The organism is Sphingomonas sp. BK069, assembly GCF_014193405.1.
Taxonomy (GTDB): domain Bacteria; phylum Pseudomonadota; class Alphaproteobacteria; order Sphingomonadales; family Sphingomonadaceae; genus Sphingomonas.
Map to the genome: position 1 here is coordinate 964468 of NZ_JACHZH010000001.1, position 14195 is coordinate 978662.

At 72.4% G+C, this 14195-nt stretch carries 11 protein-coding genes and 1 tRNA gene; 10 read left to right on the forward strand and 2 right to left on the reverse strand.

What is annotated here, in order from left to right; translation table 11 throughout:
• The first annotated feature begins 40 nt into the window (after nt 1–40).
• From FHY02_RS04835 to FHY02_RS04860, 6 genes are all read left to right on the forward strand, one after another.
• Complete coding sequence (locus tag FHY02_RS04835; RefSeq protein WP_183920729.1) at nt 41–700, forward strand: hypothetical protein; 660 nt, start codon at nt 41–43, stop codon at nt 698–700.
• A 48-nt stretch (nt 701–748) separates the two neighbouring features.
• A complete protein-coding gene (locus FHY02_RS04840; protein ID WP_183921437.1) occupies nt 749–1468 on the forward strand; it encodes a response regulator in 720 nt (239 codons plus the stop codon).
• A 76-nt stretch (nt 1469–1544) separates the two neighbouring features.
• Nucleotides 1545–2858, forward strand: a complete 1314-nt coding sequence (locus FHY02_RS04845) for a HAMP domain-containing sensor histidine kinase (RefSeq protein ID WP_183921438.1) — start codon at nt 1545–1547, stop codon at nt 2856–2858.
• A gap of 207 nt (nt 2859–3065) precedes the next feature.
• The gene (gene dcd, locus FHY02_RS04850; RefSeq protein ID WP_183920730.1) at nt 3066–3620 is read left to right on the forward strand and encodes a dCTP deaminase; all 555 of its coding nucleotides are present in this window, start codon (nt 3066–3068) and stop codon (nt 3618–3620) included.
• 265 nt (nt 3621–3885) lie between these two features.
• Nucleotides 3886–5538 (forward strand): Na+/H+ antiporter, encoded by a 1653-nt coding sequence (locus tag FHY02_RS04855; RefSeq protein ID WP_183920731.1) that lies wholly within the window; start codon nt 3886–3888, stop codon nt 5536–5538.
• A gap of 7 nt (nt 5539–5545) precedes the next feature.
• Complete coding sequence (locus FHY02_RS04860) at nt 5546–5824, forward strand: UvrB/UvrC motif-containing protein (RefSeq protein ID WP_183920732.1); 279 nt, start codon at nt 5546–5548, stop codon at nt 5822–5824.
• 254 nt (nt 5825–6078) lie between these two features.
• On the opposite strand, the gene FHY02_RS04865 is transcribed toward FHY02_RS04860, so the two are convergent.
• Nucleotides 6079–6336 (reverse strand): hypothetical protein, encoded by a 258-nt coding sequence (locus FHY02_RS04865; RefSeq protein WP_183920733.1) that lies wholly within the window; start codon nt 6334–6336, stop codon nt 6079–6081.
• 68 nt (nt 6337–6404) lie between these two features.
• Here FHY02_RS04865 and FHY02_RS04870 point away from each other — a divergent pair, with 68 nt between their 5' ends.
• A complete protein-coding gene (locus FHY02_RS04870; protein WP_183920734.1) occupies nt 6405–7220 on the forward strand; it encodes an RNA methyltransferase in 816 nt (271 codons plus the stop codon).
• A gap of 69 nt (nt 7221–7289) precedes the next feature.
• Nucleotides 7290–7625 (forward strand): hypothetical protein, encoded by a 336-nt coding sequence (locus tag FHY02_RS04875; protein WP_183920735.1) that lies wholly within the window; start codon nt 7290–7292, stop codon nt 7623–7625.
• Nucleotides 7626–7719: 94 nt separating this feature from the next.
• On the opposite strand, the gene FHY02_RS04880 is transcribed toward FHY02_RS04875, so the two are convergent.
• Nucleotides 7720–7795 (reverse strand) — tRNA-Thr (locus tag FHY02_RS04880).
• Between the two features lie 154 nt (nt 7796–7949).
• Between FHY02_RS04880 and FHY02_RS04885 the strand changes: the two genes are divergently transcribed.
• Both FHY02_RS04885 and FHY02_RS04890 read left to right on the forward strand, forming a co-directional pair.
• Nucleotides 7950–9194 (forward strand): hypothetical protein, encoded by a 1245-nt coding sequence (locus FHY02_RS04885; protein ID WP_183920736.1) that lies wholly within the window; start codon nt 7950–7952, stop codon nt 9192–9194.
• A gap of 250 nt (nt 9195–9444) precedes the next feature.
• On the forward strand, nt 9445–14073 hold the full coding sequence (locus tag FHY02_RS04890) for an NAD-glutamate dehydrogenase domain-containing protein (RefSeq protein ID WP_183920737.1): 4629 nt from the start codon (nt 9445–9447) through the stop codon (nt 14071–14073).
• Nucleotides 14074–14195: the final 122 nt, after the last annotated feature.

The window sequence follows — 14195 nt, forward strand, 5'->3', positions numbered from 1 at the left end:
GGGGCCCGAGCCCCGTCGAACGTGTCGAGGGGTGTATCCGATGAAGATCTTGCTCTCCGCCGCGGTGCTCGGCGCCGCCGCGCTCGCCCATGCCGCGCCGCTGCTCGCGCAGGACCTGCCTGCCGCCCGCGCCGACGCGCCGACGCCGGGACCGATGGGACCGCGCGACCCACTCGCCGCCGCCGACGCCGACCGCGACGGCGTGGTGACGCGCGAGGAGGCCGCGGCCGAGGCCGACCGGCGCTTCGCCGCTTTGGACACCAACGGCGACGGCAAGATCGACCGCGACGAGCGCCGCGCCTTCCGCCCACCGCACCGCCCACGCGGCGACATGGCGCCGCCCCCCGGCGAGGACGGTCCGCCGCCGCCCCCGCCGCCGGGTGCGGACTCGCCGCCGCCTCCCCCGCCCCCCGGCGCCGAGCGCGACGGCGGCCGACGCGAACGGGGCGAGCGCGGCGACCGCCATCACCGGCGCGAGCCGCGCGAGGTGACGCGCGCCCAGTTCCGCGAGCGCGCGCTGCGAATGTTCGATCGCGCCGACACCAACCATGACGGCCGCGTCGACCAGCAGGAGCGCGAGGCGATGCGGCTGATGATGCGCGCTCGCCGCATCGGCCCCGACGGCGACCTGCGCCGCCCCGGGCCGCGCGGCGGCGAGCGTGGGGGCGATCGCGACGACGCCGCGCCCGAGCGCGACTGACACCCGGCCCTTCCCATCGAGGCATCAGCTATGGCAGGCCCCGACGACATGGCCGACATCCCGCATCTGCTGCTGGTCGACGACGAGCGCTCGATCCGCGAGCCGCTCGCCGTCTACCTGACCAAGCAGGGCTTCCGCGTCACCCAGGCGGGCGACGCGGAGAGCGCGCGGACGCGCATGGCCGCCTATGCGATCGATCTGGTCGTGCTCGACATCATGATGCCGGGCGAGGACGGGCTGTCGCTGTGCCGCCACATCCGCGCCACCGGCGAGACGCCGGTGATCCTGCTCACCGCCAAGAGCGAGGAAACCGACCGCATCGTCGGGCTCGAGATGGGCGCGGACGACTATGTCGTGAAGCCCTTCTCCCCACGCGAGCTGGCGGCGCGGATCAAGGTCGTCCTGCGCCGCACCGCCGGCGGCGCCGTGCGTCAGCACGCGCCCGAGAGCGGCGCCTACGCCTTCGCGGGCTGGCTGCTCAAGACCGGCGAGCGCGCCTTGGTCGACCGCGAGGGCGTCTCGGTACCGCTGTCGACCGGCGAGTACAACCTGCTCCTCGCGCTGGCGCAGCGCCCGCGCCAGGTGCTGACGCGCGACCAGCTGCTCGACCTGACGCAGGGGCGTGAGGCGGCGGCGTTCGACCGCGCGATCGACAATCAGGTCAGCCGGCTGCGGCGCAAGATCGAGGCCGATCCCAAGGCACCCGAGATCATCAAGACGGTGTGGGGCGGCGGCTATGCGCTCTCCACCGACGTGACGCGGCTGTGAGCGCGACTGTGAGCGCCTCCGTGAGCACGGCGTGACCTGGCGCCGCCTGCCCTGGCCGCGCAGCCTTGCCGGGCAGATGGCATTGCTGGTCGCGCTCGCGCTGTTCGTGGCGCAGGCGATCAACCTCGCGCTGCTGTTGCGCGAGCGGAGCAGCTTCCGCGTCGCGCAGGCGTCGCGCCCCGCCGCCTTCCGCCTCGCCGACGCGATCGACCAGGAAGCGAGCGGTCGCCGCATCGCGCCCGATCGCGGCCGCGTTCGCGTCGCCGCGCGCAGCCCGATCACCGCCGAGATGGCACCGCAGCCGGAGATGGCGCGCGAGGTGCGCGCCCAGCTCGACGAGTTCGGCGTACGGATGCGCCGGGTGGAGGTGGCGATCGCACCGCCGGGCACTTACCAGGTGCCGCTCAGCCGGTTCGAGCGCCGCATGGCCGCGCGCCACGGCCCCGAGCCGCCGCCGGAGACGATCGTGGTCGCCGCGCAGCAGCCCCGCGGGCGCTGGCTGGTGCTGGCGGGCGGGCTGCCGCGCGGCGATACGCGGCTGTTCTGGCGGCTGCTCGCGCAGACGCTGATCCTGTACGGCATGGTGCTGCTGCCCGTGCTGTGGGTGGCGCGGCGCATCTCGCGCCCGCTTCGCGAGCTCGCCGCCGCGGCGCGCGCCTATTCGCCACGCACGCCGCCGCGACCGCTGGAGGAAGAGGGACCGCCCGATGTCGTCGCGGTGATCGCCGCCTTCAACGCACTGAGCCTGCGCGTCACCGCCATGCTCGACGAGAAGGACCGCATGCTCGGCGCGATCGGCCACGACCTGCGCACGCCGCTGGCCGCGCTGCGCGTGCGGATCGAGTCGGTCGAGGACGAGCAGGACCGCGCGCGCATGGCCGACACGATCGCCGAGATGAACCGCACGCTGGAGGACATCCTTTCGCTGGCGCGGCTCGGCCGGCCGAGCGAGCCCGAGACCGAGGTCGATCTCGCCGCGTTGGTCGACGCGGTGGTGGAGGACTTCCGCGATCTGGGCGACGATGTCGCCTTCGAGGAGGCCGAGCGTCTGCGGATGCGGCTACGCCCGTCGCTGATCCGCCGCGCGGTGCGCAACCTGATCGAGAATGCGGTGAAATATGCCGGCGCCGCCGAGGTCTCGCTGCGCGCCGAGGCGGCGAGCGCCGCGATCGTGGTCGCCGACCGCGGACCCGGCATCCCGGCGGACCGGCTGGATGACGTGTTCGGCGCCTTCATCCGCCTCGAGACGTCGCGCAACCGCGAGACCGGCGGGATCGGCCTCGGTTTGGCCCTGGCCCGCGCGATCGTCGAGGAGGCGGGCGGCGCGATCGTGCTCGCCGCGCGCGACGGCGGCGGCCTGGTCGCGACAATCACGCTGCCGCGGGGGTGAGCGGGCAGCGGGCGTGTGGCCGTGCGTCGAGCCGGCACGTCGGCAAGCTCAGCGCCTCCTCAGCACGAACGGCGGTGGACAGGATGATACCCCCGTTCGCGCTGAGGAGAGGCTGAGCCTGCCGAAGCCTCGTCTCGAAGCGCCGCCGCCCCCCTTGCGCTCGCCCGGCGCAGCGTCGAAAGCGTCCGCTCACCTGGGGGAGCCTGTATGTCGATCCTGTCGGACCGCTGGATCCGCGAGCGCGCGCAGGGCGAGGGCATGATCGAGCCCTTCGTCGAGGCGCAGCGGCGCGACGGCTGCATCAGCTACGGCCTGTCGAGCTACGGCTATGACGCGCGCGTGGCCGACGAGTTCAAGATCTTCACCAACGTCGACAACGCGATCGTCGACCCGAAGGACTTCGCCTCGAACAGCTTCGTCGATCGCAAGACCGACGTGTGCATCATCCCGCCCAACAGCTTCGCGCTCGCCCGCACCGTGGAATATTTCCGCGTGCCGCGCGACGTGCTGGTGATCTGCCTCGGCAAGTCCACCTACGCGCGCTGTGGCATTATCGTGAACGTCACTCCGCTCGAGCCCGGCTGGGAGGGGCACGTCACGCTGGAATTCTCGAACACCACGCCGCTGCCTGCCAAGATCTACGCCAACGAGGGCGCGTGCCAGTTCCTGTTCCTGCAGGGCAACGAGCCGTGCGAGATCAGCTACGCCGACCGGGCCGGCAAATATATGGGCCAGCGCGGGGTGACGCTGCCGCGATTGTGAGAGGAGGCGAGTCGCCCTTTGCCTCTGCTGTTCCCGGGCGGGAAGCCGGTGAACAGGGTGGGAAAGCTGTCGTGAGACTCACCCGCGTCTCCCACCTTGACCCCGGCTTCCGCCGGGGAACAGGTTGCGTGTGTGGAGCGTCGGTACCGTGATCCTGCCGCCGAGCAGATCGGTTGAGTCGCCGCTGCCCTCACCTTCGCCAACGAGGAGGGAACCCCCATCGCCGCGCGCGTCTTAGAAAAGATCTCAGCAGGAGAGCCCGAAGTTGGATGTCGTTACCCTGTGCCTGTTCCTGTTGCTGGCGGTGGTCGTCAGCGGCACCGTCTCGCGACTCCTTCCCTCCGCTCTCCCCCGCCCGCTGGTCCAGATCGCGCTCGGCGCGCTGATCGGCGCCTTCGCCGGCATCCGGGTGGAGCTCGATCCCGAGCTGTTCTTCCTGCTGCTGGTACCGCCCCTGCTCTTCCTCGACGGCTGGCGCATCCCCAAGGATGAGCTGCTGCGCGACCGCGGTGCGGTGCTCGGGCTCGCGCTGGGGCTGGTGTTCCTCACCGTGGTGGGGCTCGGCTTCTTCGTCCATTGGCTGATCCCGGCGATGCCGCTGGCGGTCGCCTTCGCGCTCGCCGCCGTGGTATCGCCGACCGACCCGATCGCGGTCGGCGCCATCGCGCAGAAGGTGCCGATCCCCAAGCGCATGATGCACATCCTGGAAGGCGAGTCGCTGCTCAACGACGCCTCGGGACTGGTGTGCCTGCGCTTCGCCATCGCCGCCGCGCTCAGCGGCACCTTCTCGCTGAGCGAGGCGCTTGGTACGTTCGCCTGGATGGCGCTCGCCGGAGTCGCGATCGGCGCCGGCGTCACCTGGCTGGCGATCGGCGGCAAGTCGCTGGTGGCGCGCCGCACCGGCGGCGACGACGCGGGGTCGAACATCCTCGTCAGCCTGCTGATCCCGTTCGGCGCCTATCTCGCCGCCGAGCATGTCCACGCCTCGGGCGTGCTCGCCGCCGCCGCCGCCGGCATCGCCATGACCTTCGTCGGCAGCGGCGTCGCGGTGAGCGCCGCGACGCGGATCCGCCGCCGCGCCGTGTGGGACATGCTGCAGTTCACGCTCAACGGCGTGATCTTCGTGCTGCTCGGCGAGCAATTGCCCGCGCTGTTCGCCGGCGCGCGGGCCGCGGTCGCGGGCGCGGGGCACGACAGCGCCTGGTGGCTGCTCGGCTATGTCGCCGCGATCGTCGCGGTACTCGCCGCACTGCGCTTCGGCTGGGTGTGGGTCGCGCTGCAACTGACGCTCTATCGCGCCAAGCAGCGCGGCGACGGTACGAAGGGCAGCCCGCCGCGACGGGTGATCGCGGCCATGTCAGTGGCCGGCGCGCGCGGCGCGATCACGCTGGCGGGTGCGCTGACGCTGCCGCTGGCGCTGCCGAGCGGCGCCGACTTCCCCGCGCGCGACCTCGTCATCCTGCTCGCCTCGGGCGTGATCCTGACCTCGCTCGCGATCGCCGCGGGCGGGCTGCCGCTGCTGCTGCGCGGGCTGACCTTCCCCGCCGAGGACGGCGCCGCGGGCGAGCGCGACCGCGCGCGCGTGGTCACCGCCGAGGCCGCGATCGCCGAGATCGAGCGGGTTCAGCACGCCATGGCGCAGGACCGCGGCGACGCCGATCGCTACACCGACGTGGCGGCGCGGCTGATGGCGCAGTATCGCGACCGCATCGCCCACCTCGACGAGGACAGCGGCGCGCGCGACGAGCGCTCGCAGGACGCCGAGATCGAGCGCGAGCTCCGCCTCGCCGCGGTGCGCGCCGAGCGCCGGGCGCTGTTCGCGCTGGGCCGCCGCCGCGAGATCGGGCTGACGCTGGCGGAGCAGCTCGGCCGCGAGCTCGACCTCGCCGACGCGCGACTGACGCGGAAGGGATTGTGAAACGGATATGAGCGAGACGATCGCCGAGCTGCACGCCGCGATGGAGGCCGCCGCCGCCGCGCTCGACTTCGAGGAGGCGCGCCGGCTACGCGACCGTATCACCCTGCTGCGCGGCGGCGCGAGCATGGAAGACGCGGCCGCCGCCGATCTCAGCGGACTGGAGCGCCAGCGCCCCGGCGCGATGGGTCTGGGCACGAGCCAGCAGCGGGTCACGCCGCCGCCCGGCTGGACTCCCCCGCCCCGCCCCGACCCGATGACGCGCGGCCGCGGCACGCGCCGCCGCTGAGCGGGGTGGGAGGTGAGCTGGAGCGTAGAGGCAACGAGGGTGGAGCCTGTCAGCGCACCGCCGTCACCCTCAGCGCCGTAACGCTCACCGCCGTGATCCTGAACGCGTTTCAGGATCCACGTCGCCGCGCACCCAGCGGCGTCGATGCCTGCGGCGCGGTGGATCCTGAAACGGGTTCAGGATCACGCCATACGAGAGGTGCGCGCCAGACTCATGACGGTATGCTCAGCCGGCGCTCGCCTTCTGCGGCGCTTTCACAACCCGATCGTGTCGAGCGCGGCGGCGAGCTCGGCGTCGATCGTCTCGCCTTGCCGCGGCGACAGCCGGTTGAGCGCGGTCTGGACGCGGCGCTGCGCCACTTGGAGGGTCTTGTGGCGCACCGCGCGCACCTGGTTGGTCCGCCCCGAGCGGCTCTCGCCCAGCAGCGCGGCCCATTTCTCCTCCTCCGCCGCGAGGATGGCGAGCGCGAGCCGAAGGCCGTCGCGCTGGCCGCGCGCGTGATCGTCACTCATTCGCCGTCGCTCCGCCATGGCGCCGGCCGAGGGTGGCACGGCGCGCCCGATGCTCTACGGGCAGTGCCGTGCCCCAGTTGATCCCGATCGTCGACCCCGCCGACCCACGCGTCGAGTCCTATCGCGACATCCGCGAACGCGACCTGGTCGGCCGGCGTGGCCTGTTCGTCGCCGAAGGCGTGGTCGTGCTCGAGAAGCTGATGGAGAGCGCGACGCATCGTGCGACCTCGCTGCTGATCGCCGACAAGCGCGCGGCGGCGCTGGCTCCGCTGCTGGCGCGACTGCCAGCGGACACGCCGGTGTACCTCGCCGCTCCGCGCGTGCTCGACGCGATCGCGGGCTTCCCGCTCCACCGCGGCGTGCTCGCGATCGGGCAACGCGGCGCGGACCTGTCCGCCGAGGCGTTGCTCGGCGGCACGACTCCACCGCGCGACGTGCTGCTGCTGAGCGGCATCGCCAACCATGACAACATGGGAGGCATCTTCCGCAACACCGCGGCCTTCGGCGTGGGCGCGGTGCTGCTCGACGCCGACTGCTGCGACCCGCTCTACCGCAAGGCCATTCGCGTCTCGGTCGGCGCCGCGCTGACCGTGCCGTTCGCCCGGCTCGGGCGCGACGAGGACGCGCTCGCGCTGCTGGCACACCACGGGCTCGAGGCGGTCGCGCTCAGCCCAGCGGGCGCCACCGCGCTGCCGGCGTGGCGGCCGGCGCCGCGCAGTGCGGTGCTGCTCGGCGCGGAGGGACCCGGGCTGGCACCGGCGCTGATGGCGCGGGCGCGTACGCTGCGGATCGCGATGGCGGCGGGGTTCGACTCGCTCAACGTCGCGACCACCTCGGGGATCGTGCTCCACCATCTCGCCACCGCGCGCTCCGGCGGGGCGTAGCGTTATGGGGCGACAAGGCGCTGGCGCGGCGTTGCCGTGCCGGGCCGGCGCGGCATAAGTCTCGTCGCCATGAGTATCCTGTGTACCCTCGGCCTGCACCGCTGGCAGAGCCACCCGACCCTGCGCCCGGGCACCACCGTCCATCGCTGCGCCTGGTGCGGCACGCGCGCGCTGACCCACGGCGGCCGGCAGCGACGGCGCAAGCGGATCTTCTTCGGCGTTGCGCTGCTCGTCTCGGCGGGAATGTGGTTCGTCGGCTACAACCTGCTGGTGCACGGCCGCACGCGCGTGCTCCACACCGCCTCGACCTCGGCGCGGAAGGTGGCGACCGCGGCGTCGCACGGGCGCAACGCGGTGCATCGGATCGAGGGCGACCGCGGCAGCTACGTCGAGGGCAAGGACTGAGGCGCGTGGGGGTGTCCGGCGCCGCGGTCTGCTGGTGGATCGCGGCGCTGAACACCGAGCGAAGGCGAAGCGCCAACGAGACGAGTATGTTAGGTGGTGCCGCTTACAGGACTCGAACCTGTGACCCCATCATTACGAATGATGTGCTCTACCAACTGAGCTAAAGCGGCCCGATCGCGCCCGGGGGCACCGCATCGTGGAGCGCGCGCTTAGCAGTGGCTCCCGGACGTGGCAAGCGCTTCCGGACTTTACGCGGAGTTTACCATCCATGGTGCAGATCGGGCGTGACAGGCCGACTCCGCAGGCCTCACTGGGACGATGAGCATGGACACGCCGCGCGGTTACGACGACCTCCGCCACGACCTCGATCCCACCGAGGGCGGCGTTGGCGAAGCGGTGCTCGCGATCGGCGGCGACGAGCGGCGCATGCACGTGCGCGCCTACAATCACTGGGTCTCGCTGCTCGGCGATCGCCCCTATCCCGCCATCGCCGACCTGGAGCCCGCCAGCATCGCCGACTTCGGCGCCAACAGCGTGCTGCTCGACTTCTCCGCGGGCGTGGACGACCCCTCGGTCCAGTTCATCGGCCGCGCGCTGCGCGACGAGTGCGGCGCCGAGCAGACGATCGCGCGGATCAGCGACGTGCCCGCGCGCTCGCTGCTGTCGCGACTGACGGACCATTATCTGCAGATCATCGCCAATCAGGCGCCCATCGGCTTCGAGGCCGAGTTCGTCGGCACGCGCGGCCATGCCACATTGTACCGCGGCATCCTGATGCCCTTCTCGTCCGACGGGGCGGCGATCGACTTCATCTACGGCGTGATCAACTGGAAGGAGCTGGTCACCGCCGATCATCAGGCCGCGCTCGACCGTGAGCTGTCGGTGGCGCGCGTGCCGCGGCATGATCCCGTTCCCGCCGCCGCCTGGGCCGACGGGCCGCACGCCGACGCCGAGTTCGACGCGCTGCCCTGGCCCGAGGCCGCGCCCGTCGCCTCGCTCGACGACCGGCTCGCCGCCGCGCGCGAGAGCGCGGCCTCGGCGCGCACCGCCGCGACGCGCAGCCACGCCGCGCTGTACCGCGCGCTCGGCCGCGCGCACGATTTCGCGCTAGCTGCGGCGGACGCGCCCGAACGCCTCGCCGCGATCCTCGACGAGGCGGCGATCAAGGTGCAGGCGCGCGCGCCGATGACCGCGATTGCCAAGCTGATCTTCGGCACCGATCACGACAAGACGCGAGTGACCGAGCTGGCAACCGTGCTCGCCTGGGCGGCGCGCACCGGCGTCGCCGAGGGCGAGCTGGCCGGCCTGCTCGACTCGGTCGAGGGGGGAATCAAGCGCCTCGTCGCCGACGAGCGCGCCGCGCGCCGGCCGGTGACACGAGCCACGCCGCGGCTGGCGCCGGCGATCGCGGCGCGCGCGCCGCTGGCCGAGCTCGCGCTCGACAGTGGCTTGGCCGAGGGCGAGCCGGTGGTGCTGCTCGGTCGCGCCGTCGCGGGCGGTATCGTGGTGATCGGCACCGTCGGGGACGATGCCAGGCTCGCGAAGCAGGTGCTGCGGCGGCTCGACTGAGGGCGGTGGTCCCCGGCCTGCGAGGCCGCCCTTGCGGCTAAGCGGCTTCAGGCATCACCACATCATTCACCGTCGTCCCGAACTCGTTTCGGGATCCACGATACGGCATACGCGCCGGCAGCTGCGCTCGCGGATCGGCGAATCCTGAGACAAGCTCAGGATGACGCCGGAAATTTGCGACGGCCCGCCCGCTTCTCATCGGCTTGACTCGGGGTTGAGCCGCGTCGCCGGCCGGCGCATAGCGCGGGTCATGGTCGAGAAGTCTCTGCAGAAACTGTCTGCCGCGCTCGCGGCGCGGCTCACCCATCGCGCGCTTCCCGGGGAGATCGCCGGCTTCGGCGAGGACAAGCAGGCCGAGGCGGCCGCCTTCCTGGCCGAGACCGCGGCGCAGCGCGCGCCCGGCACCGCCGCGCTCGCGCTGGAGCAGCTGCCCGGCGACGGCGCGCGGCGCCGCATGCGGCTCGCCATCGTCAACGACGACATGCCCTTCCTGGTCGACTCGGTCGCCGCCGCGATCGGCGACCGCGACATCGCGGTCGATCGCGTGATCCACCCCGTCATCCGCGTGTCGCGCGACGTCGACGGCACGCTGACCGCGATCGAGGAGGCCGGTGGACATGCCGAGTCGATGATCTACGTCGAGCTCGAGCGCGTCGACGCCAAGGACCGGCGCGCGCTGACCGACGAGATCGAGCGGCTGCTGCGCGACGTGCGCGTGGCGGTGGGCGACTGGCGCCAGATGCAGGCCGCCCTCGCCGCCGACGCGGGCATGCTCGACGACACCGGGCACGATCCCGAGGGCGCCAACCTGCTGCGCTGGTTCCTCGACCGCCATTTCACGCTGCTGGGCCATGAGCGCTGGCACGTCGACGGCTGCGCCGACGCGGCCGAACCGCTCGGCATCGCACGCAACGAGCATGAGGTGCCGCTGCTCGCCGAGCGCTCGCGCCGGCTCGCGGTGGAATATTTTACCGCCGGCAACGCCGCGCCGCTGCTGCTCAAGTCGAGCCTGATCTCTCCCGTGCACCGGCGCGTCCCGCTCGACCTGCTGGTGGTGCCGCTCGTCACCGGCGGCACGGTGACAGGGCTGTCGATCCACGCCGGCCTGTGGACGTCGGCAGCGCTCAATGCGCCGCCACGCAGCGTGCCCGTGCTGCGCCAGCGACTGGCGGCGAGCGAGGCCAAGTTCGGCTTCGATCCCGCCGGCCACACCGGCAAGGCGCTGACCCACGCGATCGCGACGCTGCCGCACGACCTGATGATCGCGGTTGACGCCGCGGGGATGGAGGAGCTGGCGCTCACCGCGATGAGCCTCGCGGACCGGCCCCGCCCCAAGCTGGTGCTCGCGCGCTCGCCGCTCGGCCGCCATCTCTACGCCTTCGTCTGGCTGCCGCGCGACGAGATGACGACCGCGCGCCGCGTCGCGATCGGCGACATGCTGGCGGAAGAGGCCAATGGCCAGATCCTCAACTGGACCACCAGCGTCGAGGACAGCCGCACCGCGCTGCTGCGCTACACCATCGACCTGCGCGGCGCCGGCCGCCTGCCCGATGCCTCGCTGCTCGACGCGCGGCTGGAGAAGATGGTGCGCGGCTGGGCGCCCTCGATCGAAGCGGCGCTCGCCGACGAGGTCGGGCCCGCGCGCGCCGCGCGGCTGGCGCTGCGTCACGCCGCCGCCTTCCCGCCGCGCTATCGCACCGGCGCCACCCCCGACGAGGCGGCGCGCGACATCGTCGCGATCGCCAACTTGGTCGACACCGCCGACCGCGAGGTGCGCTTCACCGCGGGCGGCGACGGCATGCTCCACCTCAAGGTGTATCGCCAAGGCGGGCCGCTGGCGCTGTCCGACGCGGTGCCCGCGCTGGAGCATTTCGGCTTCCGCGTGATCGAGGAGATGCCGACTGGGCTTACCGACGAGGAACGCTCCTCGATCCACGACTTCACGCTCGAGACCGCGGCCGACGTGCCCGCGGTGCTCGCCGCGGCGGACACGCTGCAGGAAGCGCTCGCGCAGGTGCTTGAAGGCCGGGCCGAGGATGATGGGTTTAATCGCCTCATGCTGGAGGCGGGGCTCTCCCCGTCGGCGGTCGTGCTGTTCCGCGCCTGGTTCCGCTACCTGCGCCAGGCCGGGATGAGCTATGGCATGGCCACGGTGGTGGAGACGCTGACGCGCGCGCATCATGTCACCAAGGCGCTGGTCGAGCTGTTCGCGGCGCGCCACGATCCCGCCGGCGGGCGCGATGCCGAGGCCGCAGTCGCCGCGATCGACGCCGGGCTCGACGCGGTCACCGGCATCGACGACGACCGCATTCTGCGTGCCTTCCGCGCCGTGATCGACGCGACGCTGCGCACCAACGCCTATACCGAGGCCGCGACCGAGGGGCTGGCGTTCAAGCTCGACAGCGCCCGGATCCCCGGCCTGCCCGCGCCGCTGCCGTGGCGCGAGGTCTGGGTCTATTCGCCGCGGGTCGAGGGCATCCACCTGCGCGCCGGCCCGGTCGCGCGCGGCGGCCTGCGCTGGTCCGACCGGCGCGACGATTTCCGCACCGAGATCCTCGGCCTGATGAAGGCGCAGCGCGTCAAGAACGCGGTGATCGTGCCGACCGGCGCCAAAGGCGGCTTCTACGCCAAGCAGCTGCCCGCACCGGGCAACCGTGACGCGTGGCTGGCGGAGGGCACCGAGGCCTATCGGATCTTCATCCGCACCCTGCTGTCGATCACCGACAATATCGTCGGCGGCGAGGTGGTGCATCCCGACGGCGTCGTCGTCCACGACGGCGACGACCCCTATTTCGTCGTCGCCGCCGACAAGGGCACCGCGACCTTCAGCGACGTCGCCAACGCCATCGCGCTGGAGCGCGGCTTTTGGCTCGGCGACGCCTTCGCCAGCGGCGGGTCGCAGGGTTACGACCACAAGGCGATGGGCATCACCGCCAAGGGCGCGTGGGTCTCGGTACAGCGCCATTTCGCCGAGCGCGGGCTGGACGTGCAGACGCAGCCGATCCGCGTCGTCGGCTGCGGCGACATGTCGGGCGACGTGTTCGGCAACGGCATGCTGCTGTCCAAGGCGATCCGGTTGGTCGCCGCCTTCGACCACCGCCACATCTTCCTCGACCCCGATCCGGACGCCGCGGCGAGCTGGGCCGAGCGCGACCGCCTGTTCGCGCTGCCGCGGTCGAGCTGGGCCGACTACGACACTGCTTTGATCTCGCCAGGCGGCGGCGTGTTCGCGCGCGACATGAAGTCGATCCCGCTCTCGCCCGCGGTGCGCGCCGCGCTGGGCGTCGAGGCGGAGCGGCTCGAGCCGACCGCGCTGATCTCGGCGATCCTCAAGAGCCCGGTCGACCTGATCTGGTTCGGGGGCATCGGCACCTATGTGAAGGCCGCGTCCGAGAACAACGCCACCGTCGGCGATCCCGCCAACGACCGGCTCCGCGTCGACGCCGAGGAGCTGCGCGCCACCGCGATCGGCGAGGGCGCGAACCTCGGCGTCACCCAGGCCGCGCGGATCGCCTTCGCGGCGAGAGGCGGCCGGATCAACACCGACTTCATCGACAATTCGGCGGGCGTCGACTGCTCGGACAATGAGGTCAACATCAAGATCGCGCTCAACCGCGAGATGATCGAGGGCCGGCTCGCGTTCGACGACCGCAACGCGCTGCTCGGCACGATGACCGACGACGTCGCGCGACTGGTGCTGGAAGACAATCGGCTCCAGACGCTGGCGCTGTCGATCGCCGAAGGCGGCGGGGTGCAGGCGCTGCCCAGCTACGTTCGACTGATCGAGGTGTTCGAGGAGAGTGGCCGGCTCGACCGCCGCGTCGAGGGGCTCGGCAGCAACACCGACCTGCTCCGCCGCGGCAGCGACGCGCGCGGGCTCACCCGCCCCGAGCTGGCGGTGCTGCTCGCCACCGCCAAGCTCGCGCTGCAGGACGCGATCGAGCATTCGGCGCTGGGCGCGGATCCGGCGCTCGCCGAGGACCTTCACGCCGCCTTCCCGCCCGCGATGCGCGAGCGCTTCGCCGCCGCGATCGACGCGCACCGGCTTCGCCCGCAGATCGTCGCCACCAAGCTGGCCAACCGCGTCATCAATCGCATCGGCATCCTCCACCCGTTCGAGCTGGCCGAGGAGGAGGGCGCGACGCTCGCCGACATCGCGGCGATGTTCGTGGTGGTGGAGCGCCAATTCGGGCTCGCCGCGCTGTGGCACGCGATCGAGACGGAACCGATGCCCGAGAGCGGCCGAATCGCGCTGTTCGACGAGACCGCGGTGGCGGTGCGCTCGCAGGTCGCCGACCTGCTGCGCACCACCGCCCCCGCCACGCCCCCCTCCGCGGTGCTGGCACGGCTGTCGGCGGGGATCGAGCGGCTCGATGTCGCCGCGGGCGAGCTGCTGCTCGACGAGGCACGCGCGCACTCCCGCCGCATCGCCGACACGCTCGAGCAGGCCGGCGCGCCGCATGATCTCGCCACCCGCGTGGTGCGGTTGTTCGAGCTGGACGGCGCGGTCGGGCTCGCCGACCTGGGCGAGCGTGCCGGGATCGAGGAGACGCGGCTGGCACGCGCCTTCACGCGGCTCGGTCAGGCGCTGGGGCTCGACTGGGCACAGTCGACCGCGACGCGCATCTCGCCGAGCGACCCATGGGAGCGGCTGCTGATCGCCGGACTGGCGCGCGACTTCCAGCAGCTGCGGCTCGATTTCCTCGGCCGCGGCGGGGCGAGCGATCCGGAGGCGCTTGTCGCCGACTGGCTCGGGCGTAACGGCGCGCGCGTGGCGCAGTTCCGCGCGGTGATCGACCGCGCGCGCAACGCGCAGGCGCCGAACGCCGCCATGCTGGCGCAGATCGCGAGCCAGGCGCGGGTGCTGCTGGGGCGGTAGGAAAGCGCGAGGTCGCCCGAGATTCCTCCCGGTAAGGGGAGTGCGGGCGAAGCGCGACCGAGGGGTGTCGCCGCTGGTGAGTCCGCCGATACTCATCGCCGGGGTCACCCCTCGGTCAGGCC

Bases quoted from the DNA above. Each gene is read 5' to 3' on its own strand.
- FHY02_RS04835 (WP_183920729.1), top strand. From the start codon at position 41: ATGAAGATCTTGCTCTCCGCCGCGGTGCTCGGCGCCGCCGCGCTCGCC.
- FHY02_RS04840 (WP_183921437.1), top strand. From the start codon at position 749: ATGGCCGACATCCCGCATCTGCTGCTGGTCGACGACGAGCGCTCGATC.
- FHY02_RS04845 (WP_183921438.1), top strand. From the start codon at position 1,545: ATGGCATTGCTGGTCGCGCTCGCGCTGTTCGTGGCGCAGGCGATCAAC.
- dcd (WP_183920730.1), top strand. From the start codon at position 3,066: ATGTCGATCCTGTCGGACCGCTGGATCCGCGAGCGCGCGCAGGGCGAG.
- FHY02_RS04860 (WP_183920732.1), top strand. From the start codon at position 5,546: ATGAGCGAGACGATCGCCGAGCTGCACGCCGCGATGGAGGCCGCCGCC.
- FHY02_RS04865 (WP_183920733.1), bottom strand. From the start codon at position 6,336: ATGAGTGACGATCACGCGCGCGGCCAGCGCGACGGCCTTCGGCTCGCG.
- FHY02_RS04875 (WP_183920735.1), top strand. From the start codon at position 7,290: ATGAGTATCCTGTGTACCCTCGGCCTGCACCGCTGGCAGAGCCACCCG.
- FHY02_RS04885 (WP_183920736.1), top strand. From the start codon at position 7,950: ATGGACACGCCGCGCGGTTACGACGACCTCCGCCACGACCTCGATCCC.
- FHY02_RS04890 (WP_183920737.1), top strand. From the start codon at position 9,445: ATGGTCGAGAAGTCTCTGCAGAAACTGTCTGCCGCGCTCGCGGCGCGG.